The sequence below is a fragment of the Aeromonas veronii bv. veronii genome, assembly GCF_000820225.1.
In the GTDB taxonomy this organism is placed as follows: Bacteria; Pseudomonadota; Gammaproteobacteria; order Enterobacterales; family Aeromonadaceae; genus Aeromonas; species Aeromonas veronii.
Window position 1 is genome coordinate 165,133 of sequence record NZ_CDDK01000018.1, and the last position, 15,025, is coordinate 180,157.

General features: G+C 56.9%; 14 protein-coding genes. 13 read left to right on the plus strand and 1 reads right to left on the minus strand.

Annotated elements, in window-relative coordinates:
- Nucleotides 1-37: 37 nt before the first annotated feature.
- Nucleotides 38-2,509 (minus strand): penicillin-binding protein 1A, encoded by a 2,472-nt coding sequence (locus BN1139_RS06980; protein ID WP_005354002.1) that lies wholly within the window; start codon nt 2,507-2,509, stop codon nt 38-40.
- Nucleotides 2,510-2,809: 300 nt separating this feature from the next.
- On the opposite strand from BN1139_RS06980, the gene tapM reads away from it, so the two are divergent.
- The 13 genes from tapM (at nt 2,810) to BN1139_RS07045 (ending at nt 15,025) form a co-directional block, all read left to right on the plus strand.
- Nucleotides 2,810-3,871, plus strand: coding sequence for a PilM family type IVa pilus assembly protein TapM (tapM, locus tag BN1139_RS06985; RefSeq protein ID WP_005353998.1), 1,062 nt, complete (start codon nt 2,810-2,812; stop codon nt 3,869-3,871).
- Nucleotides 3,859-4,437 carry a PilN family type IV pilus biogenesis protein TapN gene (gene tapN, locus BN1139_RS06990; RefSeq protein ID WP_005353997.1) on the plus strand — a complete coding sequence of 193 codons (579 nt, stop codon included), beginning with the start codon at nt 3,859-3,861 and terminating at the stop codon, nt 4,435-4,437. The genes tapM and tapN overlap by 13 nt, the downstream gene beginning before the upstream one ends.
- The gene (gene tapO, locus BN1139_RS06995; protein WP_005353996.1) at nt 4,434-5,033 is read left to right on the plus strand and encodes a PilO family type IV pilus biogenesis protein TapO; all 600 of its coding nucleotides are present in this window, start codon (nt 4,434-4,436) and stop codon (nt 5,031-5,033) included. The genes tapN and tapO overlap by 4 nt, the downstream gene beginning before the upstream one ends.
- A complete protein-coding gene (locus BN1139_RS07000) occupies nt 5,030-5,563 on the plus strand; it encodes a pilus assembly protein PilP (protein ID WP_005353995.1) in 534 nt (177 codons plus the stop codon). Before tapO ends, BN1139_RS07000 begins: the two co-directional genes overlap by 4 nt.
- 16 nt (nt 5,564-5,579) lie before the next feature.
- Nucleotides 5,580-7,805 (plus strand): type IV pilus secretin PilQ family protein, encoded by a 2,226-nt coding sequence (pilQ, locus tag BN1139_RS07005; RefSeq protein WP_005353994.1) that lies wholly within the window; start codon nt 5,580-5,582, stop codon nt 7,803-7,805.
- Nucleotides 7,806-7,996: 191 nt separating this feature from the next.
- Nucleotides 7,997-8,515, plus strand: coding sequence for a shikimate kinase AroK (gene aroK / locus BN1139_RS07010; RefSeq protein WP_005335014.1), 519 nt, complete (start codon nt 7,997-7,999; stop codon nt 8,513-8,515).
- Nucleotides 8,516-8,529: 14 nt separating this feature from the next.
- The gene (gene aroB, locus BN1139_RS07015) at nt 8,530-9,612 is read left to right on the plus strand and encodes a 3-dehydroquinate synthase (RefSeq protein ID WP_005353993.1); all 1,083 of its coding nucleotides are present in this window, start codon (nt 8,530-8,532) and stop codon (nt 9,610-9,612) included.
- Nucleotides 9,602-11,182: an SPOR domain-containing protein gene (locus tag BN1139_RS07020; RefSeq protein WP_005353991.1), complete on the plus strand. Its 1,581-nt coding sequence runs from the start codon at nt 9,602-9,604 to the stop codon at nt 11,180-11,182. Before aroB ends, BN1139_RS07020 begins: the two co-directional genes overlap by 11 nt.
- A gap of 70 nt (nt 11,183-11,252) precedes the next feature.
- On the plus strand, nt 11,253-12,125 hold the full coding sequence (locus tag BN1139_RS07025) for a Dam family site-specific DNA-(adenine-N6)-methyltransferase (protein ID WP_005335008.1): 873 nt from the start codon (nt 11,253-11,255) through the stop codon (nt 12,123-12,125).
- Nucleotides 12,126-12,314: 189 nt separating this feature from the next.
- Nucleotides 12,315-12,989, plus strand: a complete 675-nt coding sequence (gene rpe / locus BN1139_RS07030; RefSeq protein ID WP_005335006.1) for a ribulose-phosphate 3-epimerase — start codon at nt 12,315-12,317, stop codon at nt 12,987-12,989.
- Nucleotides 12,976-13,644, plus strand: a complete 669-nt coding sequence (locus BN1139_RS07035) for a phosphoglycolate phosphatase (protein WP_005353990.1) — start codon at nt 12,976-12,978, stop codon at nt 13,642-13,644. Before rpe ends, BN1139_RS07035 begins: the two co-directional genes overlap by 14 nt.
- A gap of 42 nt (nt 13,645-13,686) precedes the next feature.
- Nucleotides 13,687-14,691 (plus strand): tryptophan--tRNA ligase, encoded by a 1,005-nt coding sequence (trpS, locus tag BN1139_RS07040; protein WP_005353986.1) that lies wholly within the window; start codon nt 13,687-13,689, stop codon nt 14,689-14,691.
- Between the two features lie 118 nt (nt 14,692-14,809).
- Nucleotides 14,810-15,025: a hypothetical protein gene (locus tag BN1139_RS07045; protein ID WP_005334997.1), complete on the plus strand. Its 216-nt coding sequence runs from the start codon at nt 14,810-14,812 to the stop codon at nt 15,023-15,025.

Genomic DNA, 15,025 nt, shown 5'->3' on the forward strand with positions numbered 1-15,025 from the left:
CCAAGGCTGCCGGTTTTGCTTCTGCCGCAAGAGCAGCTTAGAAGATATCGTCGGTTGAGACAGGCCCTTCAACATCGGGGTTGTCACCGCCGTAGACCTGATTGCCATCCGAGCTCGGTGCTGCGTAGCGGGTCGGCTCGGTCCCTTCCTTGAAGTATTCGTCGGTGCCGCCACTGGTTGCCAGCAGGCCGGTTTCGCTATCAATCTTCACAGTCATGATCCCTTCGGGAACGGGCATTTTGTGCTCCGGCAACTTTTTGAGGGCGACTTTCATGAAGTCGATCCAGATAGGCTGCGCGGCGCCGCCACCAAACTCGGCACGGCCAAGGCCACGCTGGTGGTTGTCAAAACCGATCCAGGAGGTGGCAACGATGTCCGGGGTGTAGCCGGAGAACCAGGCATCCCGCGATTCGTTGGTTGTACCGGTTTTACCGGAGATATCGTGACGTTTCAGGTCGCGGGCTGCACGCCAGCCTGTACCACGCCAGCCGTTGCCACCCCAGATGGCTGTGCTCAGGGTGTCGGTGATCAGGAACGCACTCTGGGCACTGATGGTATGCGGGGCGATGATAGGCGCGAGAGGGGTCTGCGTGCCATCTTGTGCGGCTCCATCAACAGTTGGCTCCGGCAGTGTGCTCTGCTCGGGTGCGGCCTGCTGTTCGCAGGTGGTGCAAGCAATAGCAGGATTGGCCTGATAGAGGGTGTTCTCCAGACTGTCGGTCACTTTGTCGATGAAGTATGGGGTCACCAGGAAGCCACCGTTGGCCAGTACCGAGTAACCACGTACCACTTCGAGGGGGGTGAATTCGGCAGCGCCCAGCGCCAGCGACTCATGGGGAGAGATGAAGTCGCGGGGGAAGCCAAAGCGGGTCAGACCGTCGATATAGGTATCCAGACCGATGGCGCGCATCAGTCGAACCGACATCACGTTCTTGGACTTGGCCAGTCCCAGACGCAGCGGAGTGGGACCATCATAAACGGCCGGGGAGTTCTTGGGCTGCCACATGGGCCCTTTTGACGGATCCCACTGGTTGATCGGCGCATCGTTGATGAGCGACGCCAGGGTATAGCCGTGCTCCAGCGCGGTCGCATAGAGGAAAGGCTTGATATTGGAACCGATCTGGCGACGCGCCTGATCGACCCGGTTGAATTTGGAGAGTTCGAAGCTGAAACCACCGACCAGCGCTTCCAGTGCCCCATTTTTCGGGTTCATGGCAACCAGCGCGGCGTTGACGTCCGGGATTTGGGCCAGCAGCAACTCTTCGCCCTCTTCCCGCACCCAGATCTGGGCGCCGACTTTCAGCACATCGCGCGCCGATTTCGGGGCATAGCTCTGACGGTCGTCGGTAATAAAGGAGCGGGCCCATTTAATGCCGTTCCAGCCGAGCTCTGCTTCCTTGCCATTCTTCAGTACCAGCGTGGCGCTGCGATCACCGAGCTTGGTCACGACCGCCGCCATCAGCGGATCATAAGTGGGCTGCTTGCCAAGGTGAGCGACAATCTGCTCGTAATCCCAGGCTGTCTCGCCTGCCTTCCACAACTGATCCGTCGGGCCACGATAGCCGTGGCGCATATCATAGGCAAAGACGCCATCCAGCAGCGCCTGTCTTGCCGCCCGCTGACGTTCGGCAGAGACGGTCGTGTAGACGTGCAGGCCCATGGTATAGGCATCTTCACCGAACTGCTCGACCATCTTCTGGCGCACCATTTCCCCCAGATAGGGGGCGTGCAGGGTCACTTCGGCGCCGTGAAAACGGGCCTTGATCGGCATCTTGGACGCTTCGTCAAACTGAGCCTGGGTTATCTTGCCAGTTTCCAGCATCCGGCCCAGCACGACGTTGCGGCGCGCAAAGGCGCGCTCGGGGGAGCGGATGGGGTTGAGCATGGAGGGGGCTTTCGGCAGACCGGCAATGATGGCGATCTCGTCCAGTCCCAGATCCTTGACCTCTTTACCAAAGTAAACCTGTGCCGCCGCACCGATCCCGAAGGAGCGATAACCGAGGGGGATTTTATTGAGGTAGAGTTCGAGGATCTCGTCTTTTGAGAGATTCTGCTCGATCCGCCAGGCCAGGAAGACCTCCTTGATCTTGCGGATGATGGTCTTCTCATTGCTCAGGAAGAAGTTGCGGGCAACCTGCTGGGTGATGGTACTGGCACCCTGACGGGCATGGCCGGAGACAGCCCAGACGGATGCAGCTCGAATGATACCAATCGGGTCAATGCCCGGGTGCTCATAGAAACGTGCATCTTCGGTCGCCAGTACGGCATCGATCATGGGTTGCGGAATTTCGTCCAGACGCAGCGGAATGCGACGAATTTCGCCATATTGGGCGATCAACTCCCCATCCCGGCTGTAAACCCGCATCGGGGTTGCCAGCTTGACGTCACGCAGTGCGGTGACATCGGGCAGTTGGGGTTTGATATAGAAGTAGATACCGATGAGGCTGGCAACACCCAGCACTGCACCCAGCATCATGACAATAAACAGGCGAACGAGCCATTTCAGCATGGAAGAACTACCAATCGTCTTAAAATTAGCCAACGGGCGCAGAGTATAGCCCTTTTGCCATCGGGAATTCGAGGTTTTCCTGTGGCGAGCCACCCACCTCAAAAGGATGCGAGAGGTTAGCACTACAGGGAGCAATTACCAAGGAGGGCCACTTGCCATGAAGAAAGCGAGATGGGTCACTTTTCGGCATAAACTTTATGACATTGATAGTTAGAGCATTTAGGATGAGTGAAGCACTCCTCTGATCGGGTGTCCTACACTCTGTTCAGGAATAAAACCAAATAACGCATGGATGTGTATATGTTTGGGCTTTTTAACAAGGGATCCCTCCTCCCTCTGGTGGGCATTGATTTTGGCAGCCAGACCATCAAGGCCGTTACCCTCAGTGGCCGACCCGGCAAGCTTCATCTCGAATCTGTCGCCGATATTGCCACCCCGAAAGGGACGCTGGTTGACTATCAATTGCAGGATATCGAGCGCGTCAGCCAATCTCTCAAGACCCTCAAGCGCCTGATCCCAGCTCACAGCGACTATGCCGCCACTGCGGTGACCGGCTCCAACGTGATAACCAAGGTGATCCAGATTGATGCCCGCCTCAGTGACAAGGAGCTGGAGAATCAGGTGCAGCTGGAGGCCGAGCAGATCATTCCCTTCCCTCTCGATGAAGTGAGTCTCGATTTTGAGGTGCTGAGCACCAACAATAGCGAAGATCGTCAAGATGTGCTGCTGAGCGCAGCCCGCACCGAGAGTGTCAACGGCCGGGTCAGCGCCCTTGCCGAAGCCGGTATTGCCGTCAAGGTGGTGGATGTGGGCGCCCATGCGCTGGGCCGTGCCGTGGTGGCCTGTCTGCCCGAATTGCAGGAGAGTGAACGGCCGATCGGGGTGATAGATATCGGTGCCAGTGCCATGACCTTTGCGGCGCTGGTCAAGGGAGAGGTGATCTACTCCCGCTTGCAAAACTTCGGCGGCGATCAGTACAGCCAGGCGCTCTCCTCCTTTTATGGCATGACGCTGGATGAGGCTGAGCAAGCTAAAACCAAAGGTACCTTGCCTGTTGACCATGAGCTGGATGTGCTGATGCCCCACATCAACTCGCTGTTGCAGCAAGTGCGGCGCAATATCCAGCTCTTTTGCAGTTCATCCGGTTATCGTGACATCGCAAAACTGGTGCTGACGGGGGGAGGCAGTCTGCTACCCGGTTTGTTGGTGCAGGTAAAAGAAGAGGTCAATTGCGAGGTGTTGCACCCGGATCTGTTCGCTCTGTTTGGCAAACCGAAAGGGGAGGCCGAGCTGGTACATGGTGCTAAATATATGACGGCATTCGGGTTGGCTCTGAGGAGTTTCACACCATGTCAAATATAAACCTTCTACCCTGGCGTGAAGCCCGAGCCCAGCGCCAAAAGAAACAGTTCGGGGCCTTGCTGGGGATTTTTGTGCTGGCCACGGTCGCGCTGGGATTTTTTGCCAACTGGCTGGTTGATCGCCAGATCGTCGCCCAGCAGCAGCGCAACCAGCGGCTGGTTCAGGAGATGACTATTCTGGATGCCCAACTGGGGGAGATCCGTCTGCTCAAAGAGCGTCGCAAGGAATTGATCGATCGGATGCAGCTCATCGAGCAGTTGCAGATGCGACGCAATGTGCCCGTCCGCCTCTTCAATCAGCTGCCTTCACTGGTGCCCAACGGGGTTTACCTGAACACCCTCTCGATGCAGAACAATATTATTGATGTAAATGGCAAGACCGAAGCCTATGGTCGGGTTGCCAGCATGATGCGGCGTATTGATGGTTCCGGTTGGTTGGGTCAGGCAAAGATAAGCACTATTTTTGCGGCTGATGTTGCGCCAGTGTCATTGAGCCAGTTTTCCATGATGTTCCTGATCGCCAACAATGCTGCGGCTGCAGGGAATGTGGCCAAGGAGCAACAATGAATCTTCAGCAACTCAACGAGCTGGATATCAATGACATAGCAAGCTGGCCAAAATGGGCAAAAGGGGTCTTCATCTTTTTCTGCTGCGTGTTGACCGGTGGCGCCATCTACTACTACGTGATTGCCAACTCACTGACCAGTTTGACTCAGGAAGCGGGGAAGGAGACCGAACTGAAAGCCCAGTTTGAAAGCAAGGCGATGCTGGCTGCCAACCTGGGGGCATACAAGGCGCAAATGGTTCAGCTTGAGCAACTGGTTGATACCCAGCTCAAGCAGTTGCCCAATACCCATGAGGTCGCCGGGCTGCTGGACGATATCAGCTTTATTGCTACCGACAACGGATTGAAATTGAACCGGATCAACTGGGAACCTGAGGTCAAGCACGAGTTTTCGACAGAGCTACCGATGCGTATCGAAGTCGTGGGCACTTACCATCAAATTGGCAAGTTCACCGCTGACATGGCCGCTTTGCCCCGTATCGTCATTCTTGACTCCTTCACTCTGGGTCAGAGCAAGGATGAAGGGGAGCTGATTTCGATGTCGATGCTGGCTAAGACCTACAAGTACAACGGTAAAACAGTGGAGCCGAAACAATGAGACGCATCTGCTGGTTGTTGCCTGCTCTCTTGCTGGCGGCCTGTGGTGGCCAGGAGGATATGGATAGCTATGTCGCCCAGACCAAAGCAAGGCCACCCATACCTATCGAGCCCTTGCCCGAGCTGAAGCCTTTTGCCCCTATGCACTACCAGCAACGCGAGTTGCGCAGCCCCTTCATGGTTCCCCAGCCTGAGGCGACGGTCGGAAGTACAAGTACTGCCAAGGCCCAGCCTGATTGTGCACAGACCCTGATGGAGCGTGAGAAAGAGGTGCTGGAAAATTATTCGCTGGCCAGTCTGTCGATGCATGGCTCTTTGGGTAAGGCGGGTCAGTTGTGGGCCTTGATCAGCACCCCGGATGGCAAATCGATGCGGGTCGGGCTCAACCAGTATATGGGGCTTGATCAGGGCCGGGTCATCAAGATCACTGACACTGCCGTGGATTTGCTGGAAACCATTCCGGACGGGAAGGGGTGCTGGGTAACAAGAGAAACCCAGTTGGCAATGGCCAATGTGCAAGAAAAACAATAATCAGGGACGAACAGCAATGAGAACAACAATAGAGAGTGTATCCAAAGTGGCTTTGCTGTTTTGCGCCAGCGCCCTCAGTCAGGCGTGGGCAGTGGCAACCCTGCAGGAGATCAAGGTCAATCCGCTGCTGGCCGATCAATTGCTGGTGGAGCTCAGTTTCAGTGAGCCGGTCACGGGCTTTACCGATCGTCTCTCTTACCAACCCAATCAGCTGTTGTTGCATGTTCCCGGTGCGGTAGGGGCGCTGAAAGTGAACCCGCTGCCGATCCAGCGCCTGGGGGTAGATAATATCAAGGTTGAGGGTAAGGGCGCAGGTCTGGATATCAAGATCGCACTCGATCAGCTTGCTCCCTATCAGGTGCAGCAACAGGGGAACAAATTACTGGTGTCATTGGGCGAGGGGGCCTCTTCCGGGCTCATCAATGGTGAGAGCGCCCTGATTGCACCCGCAACCTCGGCTACTCCTGTGCCAGCGCCCTCTGCGATGGTGGCCACACCCTCTCCTTCGGCGCTGCTCAATCCTCAGGTCGTCGCTCGGTCTATGCCTGTTGCGCCCGTGACAACGCCGGTAGCAACACAGCCTGCCAGCAAGCCGGTGCTCAACAACTATCAAAGTAGTGGGGGCGGCGCCTATTTCAACTCGGTTACCGGTGTGGATTTTCGTCGTGGCAAAGATGGCCAGGGGGAGTTCCTGGTCACGCTGGATAACAGCTCGGCCGCTGTTGATGTGAGCAGCCGCGGTCAGACCGTACTGGCCAAGTTTCATGGCACTCGGGTACCGGATGGTTTGCTTAATCTGATCAACGTGCAGGATTTTGCAACGCCGGTCTCTCAGGTTGAAGTCTCCCGGCAGGGGAGCGATACCCTGTTTGAACTGTCGATCAATGGTCAGTTTGATTACCGTTACGATCAGGCAGACAAGCTCTTCATTATCGAGGTGAAAAAGCGGACGACGGCCACGGCATCCAAGCAGTATCAGGGCAAGCCCATCTCATTGAACTTCCAGGATATTCCAGTCCGTACCGTGTTGCAGCTGATCGCAGATTTCAACAACCTTAACTTGGTAACTACTGATTCGGTGGCGGGCAATATTACCCTGCGTCTGGATGGGGTGCCGTGGGAGCAGGCGCTCGACATTATTTTGAAGGTTCGGGGTCTGGATAAGCGGTTGGATAACAACATCTTGCTGGTAGCGCCTGCAGAAGAGATCGCAACGCGCGAGAAGCAGCAACTTGAGAGCCGCAATCAGGTCGCTGATTTGGCGCAGCTCTATACCGAATATCTGCAGATAAACTATGCCAAGGCCTCGGAAGTGGCTGCCCTGCTCTCTTCCGAAAGTACCAAGTTGCTGTCACCCCGTGGTGCGGTGAGCGTTGACGAGCGAACCAACGTGCTGGTGGTTAAGGATACCGCCGATGTCATCAGCAGCATCAAACGGATGCTCGATATCCTCGATATTCCGGTCAAGCAGGTGGTTATCGAGGCGCGGATGGTGACCATTGACGACGGCTTTGATGAAGCGCTCGGGGTGCGGTGGGGAGTGACCAAAAACGATGGTCATGGCAACAGTACGTCCGGTTCCATAGCGGGGAATGATGGCTCTGGTAACAACAATGGTGGCTCGACAATTACCAGACCGACAGCAGACGATCGGTTGAACGTCAACCTGCCGGTGACCAATGCGGCCGGTACTTTGGCCTTCCAGGTTGCCCGTTTGGCTGATGGCACCTTGCTGGATCTCGAGTTGTCGGCGCTGGAAAAAGAGAGTAAGGCCGAGATTATCGCCAGTCCGCGCGTGACCACTGCGAACCAGAAACCGGCGCTGATCGAGCAGGGTACCGAGATCCCCTATGTGGAGTCCTCTTCCAGTGGCGCTACCTCGGTTACCTTCAAGAAGGCGGTATTGAGCCTGAAGGTTACTCCGCAGATCACCCCTGACAATCGGGTGATTCTCGACCTGACCGTGACCCAGGATACCAAGGGTGAAACGGTACCGACCGGTACCGGTGATGCGGTTTCCATCAACGCCCAGTCCATCACCACTCAGGTACTGGTGAACAATGGTGAGACGCTGGTACTGGGTGGCATCTATCAGCAGACCATCAAGAGCGATGTGACCAAGGTGCCGCTGCTGGGTGACATTCCCGGATTGGGGGCTTTGTTCCGCAAGACCACCAGCGAGAACAAAAAGCGGGAGTTGCTGATTTTCGTGACGCCCAAGATAGTCACCGACGCCTTCTGAATGCTTTACATGTGAAGGTAAAACACATATAACCTTACGCCCCAATGAGGCTGGGGCGTAAGGGCTGCGGTTGCCAGTCCCGATATCTATTGAGATAATCCCCCTCCTGATCCATCGCAAGATAAGGTTCATAGGTACCCCGATCCAGTATTTATCGGGGTCGTACAGTTTGTAATTACTAACGAAAAGACATGGCTGAGAAACGCAATATTTTCCTGATAGGTCCCATGGGTGCGGGCAAGAGCACCATAGGTAGACATCTGGCAGAACAACTGCATATGGAGTTTTTCGACTCAGATCATGAGATTGAGCGCCGCAGTGGTGCTGATATCGGCTGGGTGTTCGATGTTGAAGGCGAAGAAGGTTTCCGGATTCGCGAAGAGAAGGTGATCGGCGAATTGTCAGAGCAGCAGGGTATCGTGCTGGCGACGGGTGGCGGTGCCATCAAGAGTCGCGAAACCCGCAACAAGTTGTCTGCTCGTGGCATCGTGGTCTACCTCGAAACCACTATCGAAAAGCAGCTGGCGCGCACACAACGAGACAAACGCCGCCCTCTGCTACAGACCGAAGAACCGGCACGCGAAGTGCTGGAACGTCTGGCACAAGAGCGCAATGCCCTGTATGAAGAGGTTGCCGACTTTGTTGTGCACACCGATGACCAGAGCGCAAAAATCGTTGCCAATCAAATTGTAAAGCTGATCGGTATGTAATCTAGAGGACGTCCATGGAACGGTTGAAGGTCGAACTGGGTGAACGCAGCTATCCCATCGAGATAGCTGCCGGGTTGTTGCAGCGCCCCGAGGCGCTGGTATCGACCATCAAGGGCAAGCGGGTGATGATAGTGACCAACACGGTCGTTGCTCCGCTTTATCTTGAACAGGTAACCGCTCTGCTGTCGGGTTTTCAGGTTGAACACCTGATCCTGCCTGACGGCGAGGCGTACAAGAACCTGGCGACCTTTGAGCAGATCATGTCTGCTCTGCTTGAAACCAACCATGGGCGCGATACGACACTGATCGCTCTGGGGGGCGGCGTGATCGGGGATGTGGTGGGCTTTGCGGCAGCAAGCTATCAACGTGGCATTCCTTTTATCCAGATCCCGACCACTCTGCTCTCCCAGGTTGACTCCTCTGTCGGCGGTAAAACCGCGGTCAACCACCCCCTCGGCAAGAACATGATTGGGGCTTTTTATCAGCCCAAACAAGTTGTTATCGATACCGAATGTCTGAGTACCTTGCCCGCCCGCGAATTTGCCGCAGGGATGGCCGAGGTGATCAAGTACGGCATCATTTGGGATGCTGATTTCTTCAGCTGGCTGGAGCAGAACATGGTGCGTCTGCAACAGCTGGAACCTGCCGCGCTGGCCTACGCCATCAAACGCTGCTGCGAGATCAAAGCCGATGTGGTCGGTCAAGATGAGACCGAGCACGGCGTCCGTGCGCTGCTCAATCTGGGTCACACCTTTGGTCATGCCATCGAGGCCGAGCAGGGGTATGGCAACTGGCTGCATGGTGAAGCGGTATCCGCTGGCACCATGCTGGCAGCCTGGACTGCGCAGGCCCGTGGCGATATGAGTGAAGCGGACGTTGCGCGAGTGCGCGCTCTGCTGCTGGCCGCCAATTTGCCCATTCATGCGCCTGCCGAGATGGATTTCTCCGCCTTTATTCGCCATATGCGCCGTGACAAGAAGGTGCTGGAAGGCAAGCTGCGTCTGGTGTTGCCGGTTGGTATCGGCCATGCGCAGGTGGTGGGGGATGTGTCCGATGCCGAGTTGCTGGCGGTGATCGAGTCTGGTCGTGACGAATAAACTGCTAAAACTTCCTTCCCAGCGGCAGCTGGTTGACCGGCTGCTGCATCTGATCGAATTCAATCACCCTTTCATTTTTCTCTCCGGTAAACCCGGTTGTGGTCGCGGTACGCTGTGCGAATCCCTGCTCGGCGTGTTGCCGGAAAAAGTGCGGGTGGTAAGCCTGATTGGTACGCCTGCCATGAAGATGGTGGATGTGCGCCAGCTGTTGCTGCCACAGGTGGTGGCGCGCCCGCTGTTCAATCCACAGGATGCGCTGGCGGAGAGCTTCTTTCGCATGCTGGAGGGGAGCAAGCCAGCCACCCTGTTGCTACTGATAGAGCGGGCCGACCAGTTGCCGGCCGAGATGTTGGGAGAGTTGTGGGCGATCATACGTCATAACGATACCCTGGCGGCGCCCCATCAGCTGGCCATTATTGTCTCGGGCAGTGACGTCTGGTGTCGTACCCAACGGCCGCAGCTCAAAGGGCGTGCCATGCCAGCCCTTGAGCTGGAAGTGCCGCCCCTGAGCCCGCCCGAGCAGCGCATCTTCTTGTATGAAAAAGCCAAAGAGCTCAAGATCCCGGCGACCCTCTTGCCCAAGCAGCAAGTGGAGGAGATCCTGAAAACGGCGAACGGACATCCGTCCACCATCATGCAGTTACTGGAGGATATCATGACCGACAGAAGGCCCAAGAAGCGTCAGGCGGAGCTGCCTGTCAAGAAGATTGCCACCGCTATCGCGCTGGTCGCTGGCGGCCTGCTGGCTTTGAGCTACCTGCTGCCTGCGCTGTTTGACAATGAAAGCAAACCGGCGCTGCAGGATCCGGCGCAGAACACGGCATTGCCGATCCCGGTAGCGGGAGGCGATCCCCTCACCGCAGGCGGTTCGAATACCGATGCCGCTGCACAAGGCGCGCAAAACAGCGATGCAGCCAGCAATCCCAACGGGGTTGTGAAGGATTGGCAGCCGGAGGCGAAAGTGCTGCCCAAGTCGGTAGAGAGCGAAACCGTGACCACCGAATCAACCAATTACGAAGGGCGTCGGGTGGTGATCTCTGACGAGGTCGTGCAAAAGCTGATGACCGAACCCAAGGTGAGCGGCGCTCTGCCTACTGACGTGGTGGACGAGCTGACCGGCAAGAACCCGAGTGGCACAGCCCCCAGTGGTGCAATCGCAACCACGGCGCCAGCCAGTACCGCCAAGGCACAGAATCCGGTGACAACCGCAACGCCTGCGGCCACCACCAAAACCGCCAACAGCGAGCCGGTTGCCGCGCCAGCACCCAAAGTGGCCCTGACACCGGTCGCCACCTTGAACAAGAAGCCGCGCAACCACTACAGCGTTCAGCTGATGGGGGCGAGCAACACCAAGGCGGTGGATCAATTTGTTGCCGAGCATGGTTTGGCGGGTAAGGTCTGGGTCTATCAGACCAAATTCCGTGGCAGCCCCTGGTATGTGGTGCTGCAAGGGGATTATGCCGGTCTGACCCAGGCCAAGAGTGCCATTCGCAAGCTTCCGCCAGCCTTGCTGAAAGGCCAGCCCTGGCCCAAGTCGTTTGCACAGGTACAAAAAGAGCTGAAGCAATAGCCTTGATACCGGATAAGGGGGTAGAATCGTCCCCCTTTTTGGGTCTTGCCTTCTTACACACCGGATTTCCATGAAAAAAACACGCGCTTTTTTAAAATGGGCCGGGGGAAAATACTCCCTGGTTGAAGAGATTGCCGAGCGCCTGCCGGCCGGGCGTGTGTTGCTGGAGCCCTTCGTCGGGGCCGGGTCTGTGTTTCTCAACACCGACTACGACGCGTATGTGCTCAACGACATCAATCCGGATCTGATCTGCCTGTACAACCACCTCAAGCTGACGCCGGACAGTTTCATTGCCGAGGCGCGCAAGCTGTTTGTGGCAGAGCACAACCACAAGGCGGCCTATTACCGGCTGCGTACCCAGTTCAATCAGACCGAGACCACCTTCGAGCGGGCACTCTTGTTCCTGTTTCTCAACCGTCACGGTTTCAACGGACTGTGCCGCTACAACAAGAAGGGCGGCTTCAACGTGCCGTTCGGCTCCTACAAGAAACCCTATTTCCCGGAAAAAGAGCTGTGGGCCTTTGCCGAAAAGGCGCAGAAGGCGACCTTTATCTGCGAGAGCTACGCCGACGCCATCAAGCGTGCCGAAGAGGATTGGGTTATCTATTGTGATCCACCCTATGCGCCGCTCTCCACTACGGCGAGCTTCACCACCTATGCCTCCGGCGGGTTTACCCTGGATGATCAGGCGATCCTGGCGCGACTGGCACGTCACACAGCCGCTCACAAAGGGGTGCCGGTGCTGATCAGCAACCACGATATCGAGCTGACTCGTGAGCTTTATCGCGGTGCTCGCCTCGACGAGATCCTGGTCAAGCGCACCATCAGTCGCAACGGCGGCACCCGCAACAAGGTGGCCGAATTGTTGGCGCTCTATCCGCCCGGAATCGAACCGGAGCAGGGCTACTATCCCAGCGACAGTGAACTACTGCCACTGACGTAACAGACCATGCGGCGCCCAGGGGCGCCGTTTTTTATGGGCGCGCCTGGGCCCGTGCCGATGCCCCAAAACCCGGGTGGTTGGGGGAGGGGAGGCGATTGCCCCATTTACCCCGCATTCGAGTCGTTTTCGCCCGCCTTTTACGTTAAAATTGCGCCGCTTTTTCTCCCTGGCTGCCAATGGATGATGCTGATGAAAGACTTTCTGATTGCCCCCTCGATCCTCTCTGCCGATTTTGCCCGTCTGGGTGACGATGTAGCCAAGGTACTGGCTGCCGGTGCCGACGTGGTTCACTTCGACGTGATGGACAACCACTATGTCCCCAACCTGACCATTGGCCCCATGGTCTGTCAGGCGCTGCGTGACTACGGTATCGAGGCCCCCATCGACGTGCACCTGATGGTCAAGCCGGTGGATCGCATCATTCCTGATTTTGCCAAGGCCGGTGCTTCCCTCATCACCTTCCATCCGGAAGCGTCCGATCACGTTGATCGCTCTTTGGGCCTCATCAAGGAGATGGGCTGCCAGGCGGGTCTGGTGCTGAATCCGGCTACCTCGCTCTCCTGCCTCGAGTATGTGATGGACAAGCTGGACGTGATCCTGCTGATGTCGGTCAACCCGGGCTTCGGTGGCCAGAGCTTCATCCCCGGAACCCTCGACAAGCTGCGTCAGGTGCGTCGTCTGATCGACGAGAGTGGCCGCGATATCCGTCTCGAGATCGATGGTGGGGTGAAGGTCGACAACATTCGCGAGATCGCCGAAGCGGGTGCCGACATGTTTGTCGCCGGCTCTGCCATTTTCAGCCAGCCTGACTACAAGGCGGTGATCGACAAGATGCGTGCGGAGCTGGCTCATGTCACACGCTGAGCGCGCATTTGATTTGGTGCTGTTCGATCTGGACGGCACCCTGATTGACAGTGCCGCCCAGCTGGCGCTGGCGGTCAATCTGACTCTGGCTGATCTGGGTCTGGAACAAGCTGATGAAGCGGTTATCCGTACCTGGGTCGGCAATGGTGCCGACAAGCTGATCCAGCGGGCGCTCGCCTATCGCGAGGCCGATCCCGAGCTGTTTGCCAAGGCCCGCCCGATCTTTTTCCAGCACTACAACGCCTGCTTGCTTCAAGGGCTGGCGATGTATGACGGGGTGGCGCAGAGTCTGCGTCGCTTGCAAACCCTGGGCTACAAGCAGGCGATCGTCACCAACAAGCCGAGCGACTTCGTGGCTCCCATCCTCGATGCCCTTGGCATCAGCGATTGTTTCGAACTCTGGCTTGGCGGCAACTGCGTGCCGGTCAAGAAGCCGAGCCCGGAGCCCTTGCTGCACGCTTGCCAGGAGTTGGGGGTGAGCCCGGCTCGCACCCTGATGGTGGGCGACTCAGAAAATGACGTGCTGGCGGCCAAGGCGGCTGGCATGAAGGTGGTGGGTCTTACATACGGCTACAACTATGGCCGCCCCATCGCCGACTCCCATCCAGACTGGGTATTCGAGCAGTTTGCCCAGCTCGATGCACTTTTGGTCTAATAGCGCAGCTGGGCTGGCTGAATAACAAGGATTAACACTCTCATGACTAAACCAATCGTATTGAGCGGAGCGCAACCCTCCGGTCAACTGACCATCGGCAACTACATGGGGGCCCTGCGTCAGTGGGTCAACATGCAAGATGAGTTCGACTGCCTCTACTGCATCGTCGACCTGCACGCCATCACCACTCGTCAGGACCCGGCTGCCCTGCGCAAGGCTTGTCTGGACGCAGCCGCCCTCTATCTGGCGGTCGGTATCGATCCCAAGAAGAGCACCGTCTTCATCCAGTCTCACGTGCCGCAGCACGCCGAGCTGGGCTGGATCCTCAACTGCTATACCCAGATGGGTGAGTTGTCGCGCATGACCCAGTTCAAGGACAAGTCCGCCCGTTTCGAGAACAACGTCAACGTCGGCCTGTTCGGCTATCCGGTGCTGATGGCCGCTGATATTCTGCTCTATCAGGCCAATCAGGTACCGGTCGGCAACGACCAGAAGCAGCATCTGGAGCTGACCCGCGACATCTGCACCCGTTTCAACAACCTCTATGGTGACGTGTTCACCATGCCGGAGCCCTTCATTCCGACCGAAGGGGCACGGGTGATGAGCCTGCAGGATCCGACCAAGAAGATGTCCAAGTCGGATGACAACGAGGCCAACTTCATCGGCCTGCTGGAAGATCCAAAGCAGATCGTCAAGAAGATCAAGCGTGCGGTGACCGATTCCGACGAGCCGGCGGTGGTGCGTTTTGACCCGGAAAACAAACCGGGTGTCTCCAACCTGCTGACCCTGATGTCCGGGGTGACGGGTCGCTCCATCCCCGAGCTGGAGCTGCACTTCGAAGGCAAGATGTACGGTCACCTCAAGACCGAAACCGCCGAAGCCGTGGTTGCGCTGCTGGAACCAATCCAGGCCCGTTTCCACGAGTTGCGTCAGGATGAGGCCCATCTGATCGCGATTCTGGCAGAAGGCGCACAAAAGGCGCGCGAAAGAGCTGAAAAAACCCTGACCAGCGTATATGATGTAGTCGGCTTCGTTCCTCGAGCCTGACATACTGGGAAGGTGTAGTAGAAGAGAGCTGGGTATTTGCCTGGCTTTCTTTATTTTCTGCCCGGCTATTTTGTTTAATTTCTTTATTTCAACCTGGGTAATATCCCCAAGAGAAAGCATGCCTGTTCAACCAACTATTTCTGCTGAAGAGCTGAGTGACAAAGGTCACTGGCTACGTAAATTTCGCAAGGCGAAAAACCTCAATACCCTGCAGTTGATGGTCTCCAATGCCATCGACAAGCACCATAAAACCCCTGCCGTTGCTGCCGCCATCTATCTGGCCGAGTGTCAGCGTGAACGGGAAATGGAACAGGGTCGTTATCTCGATCGTTAA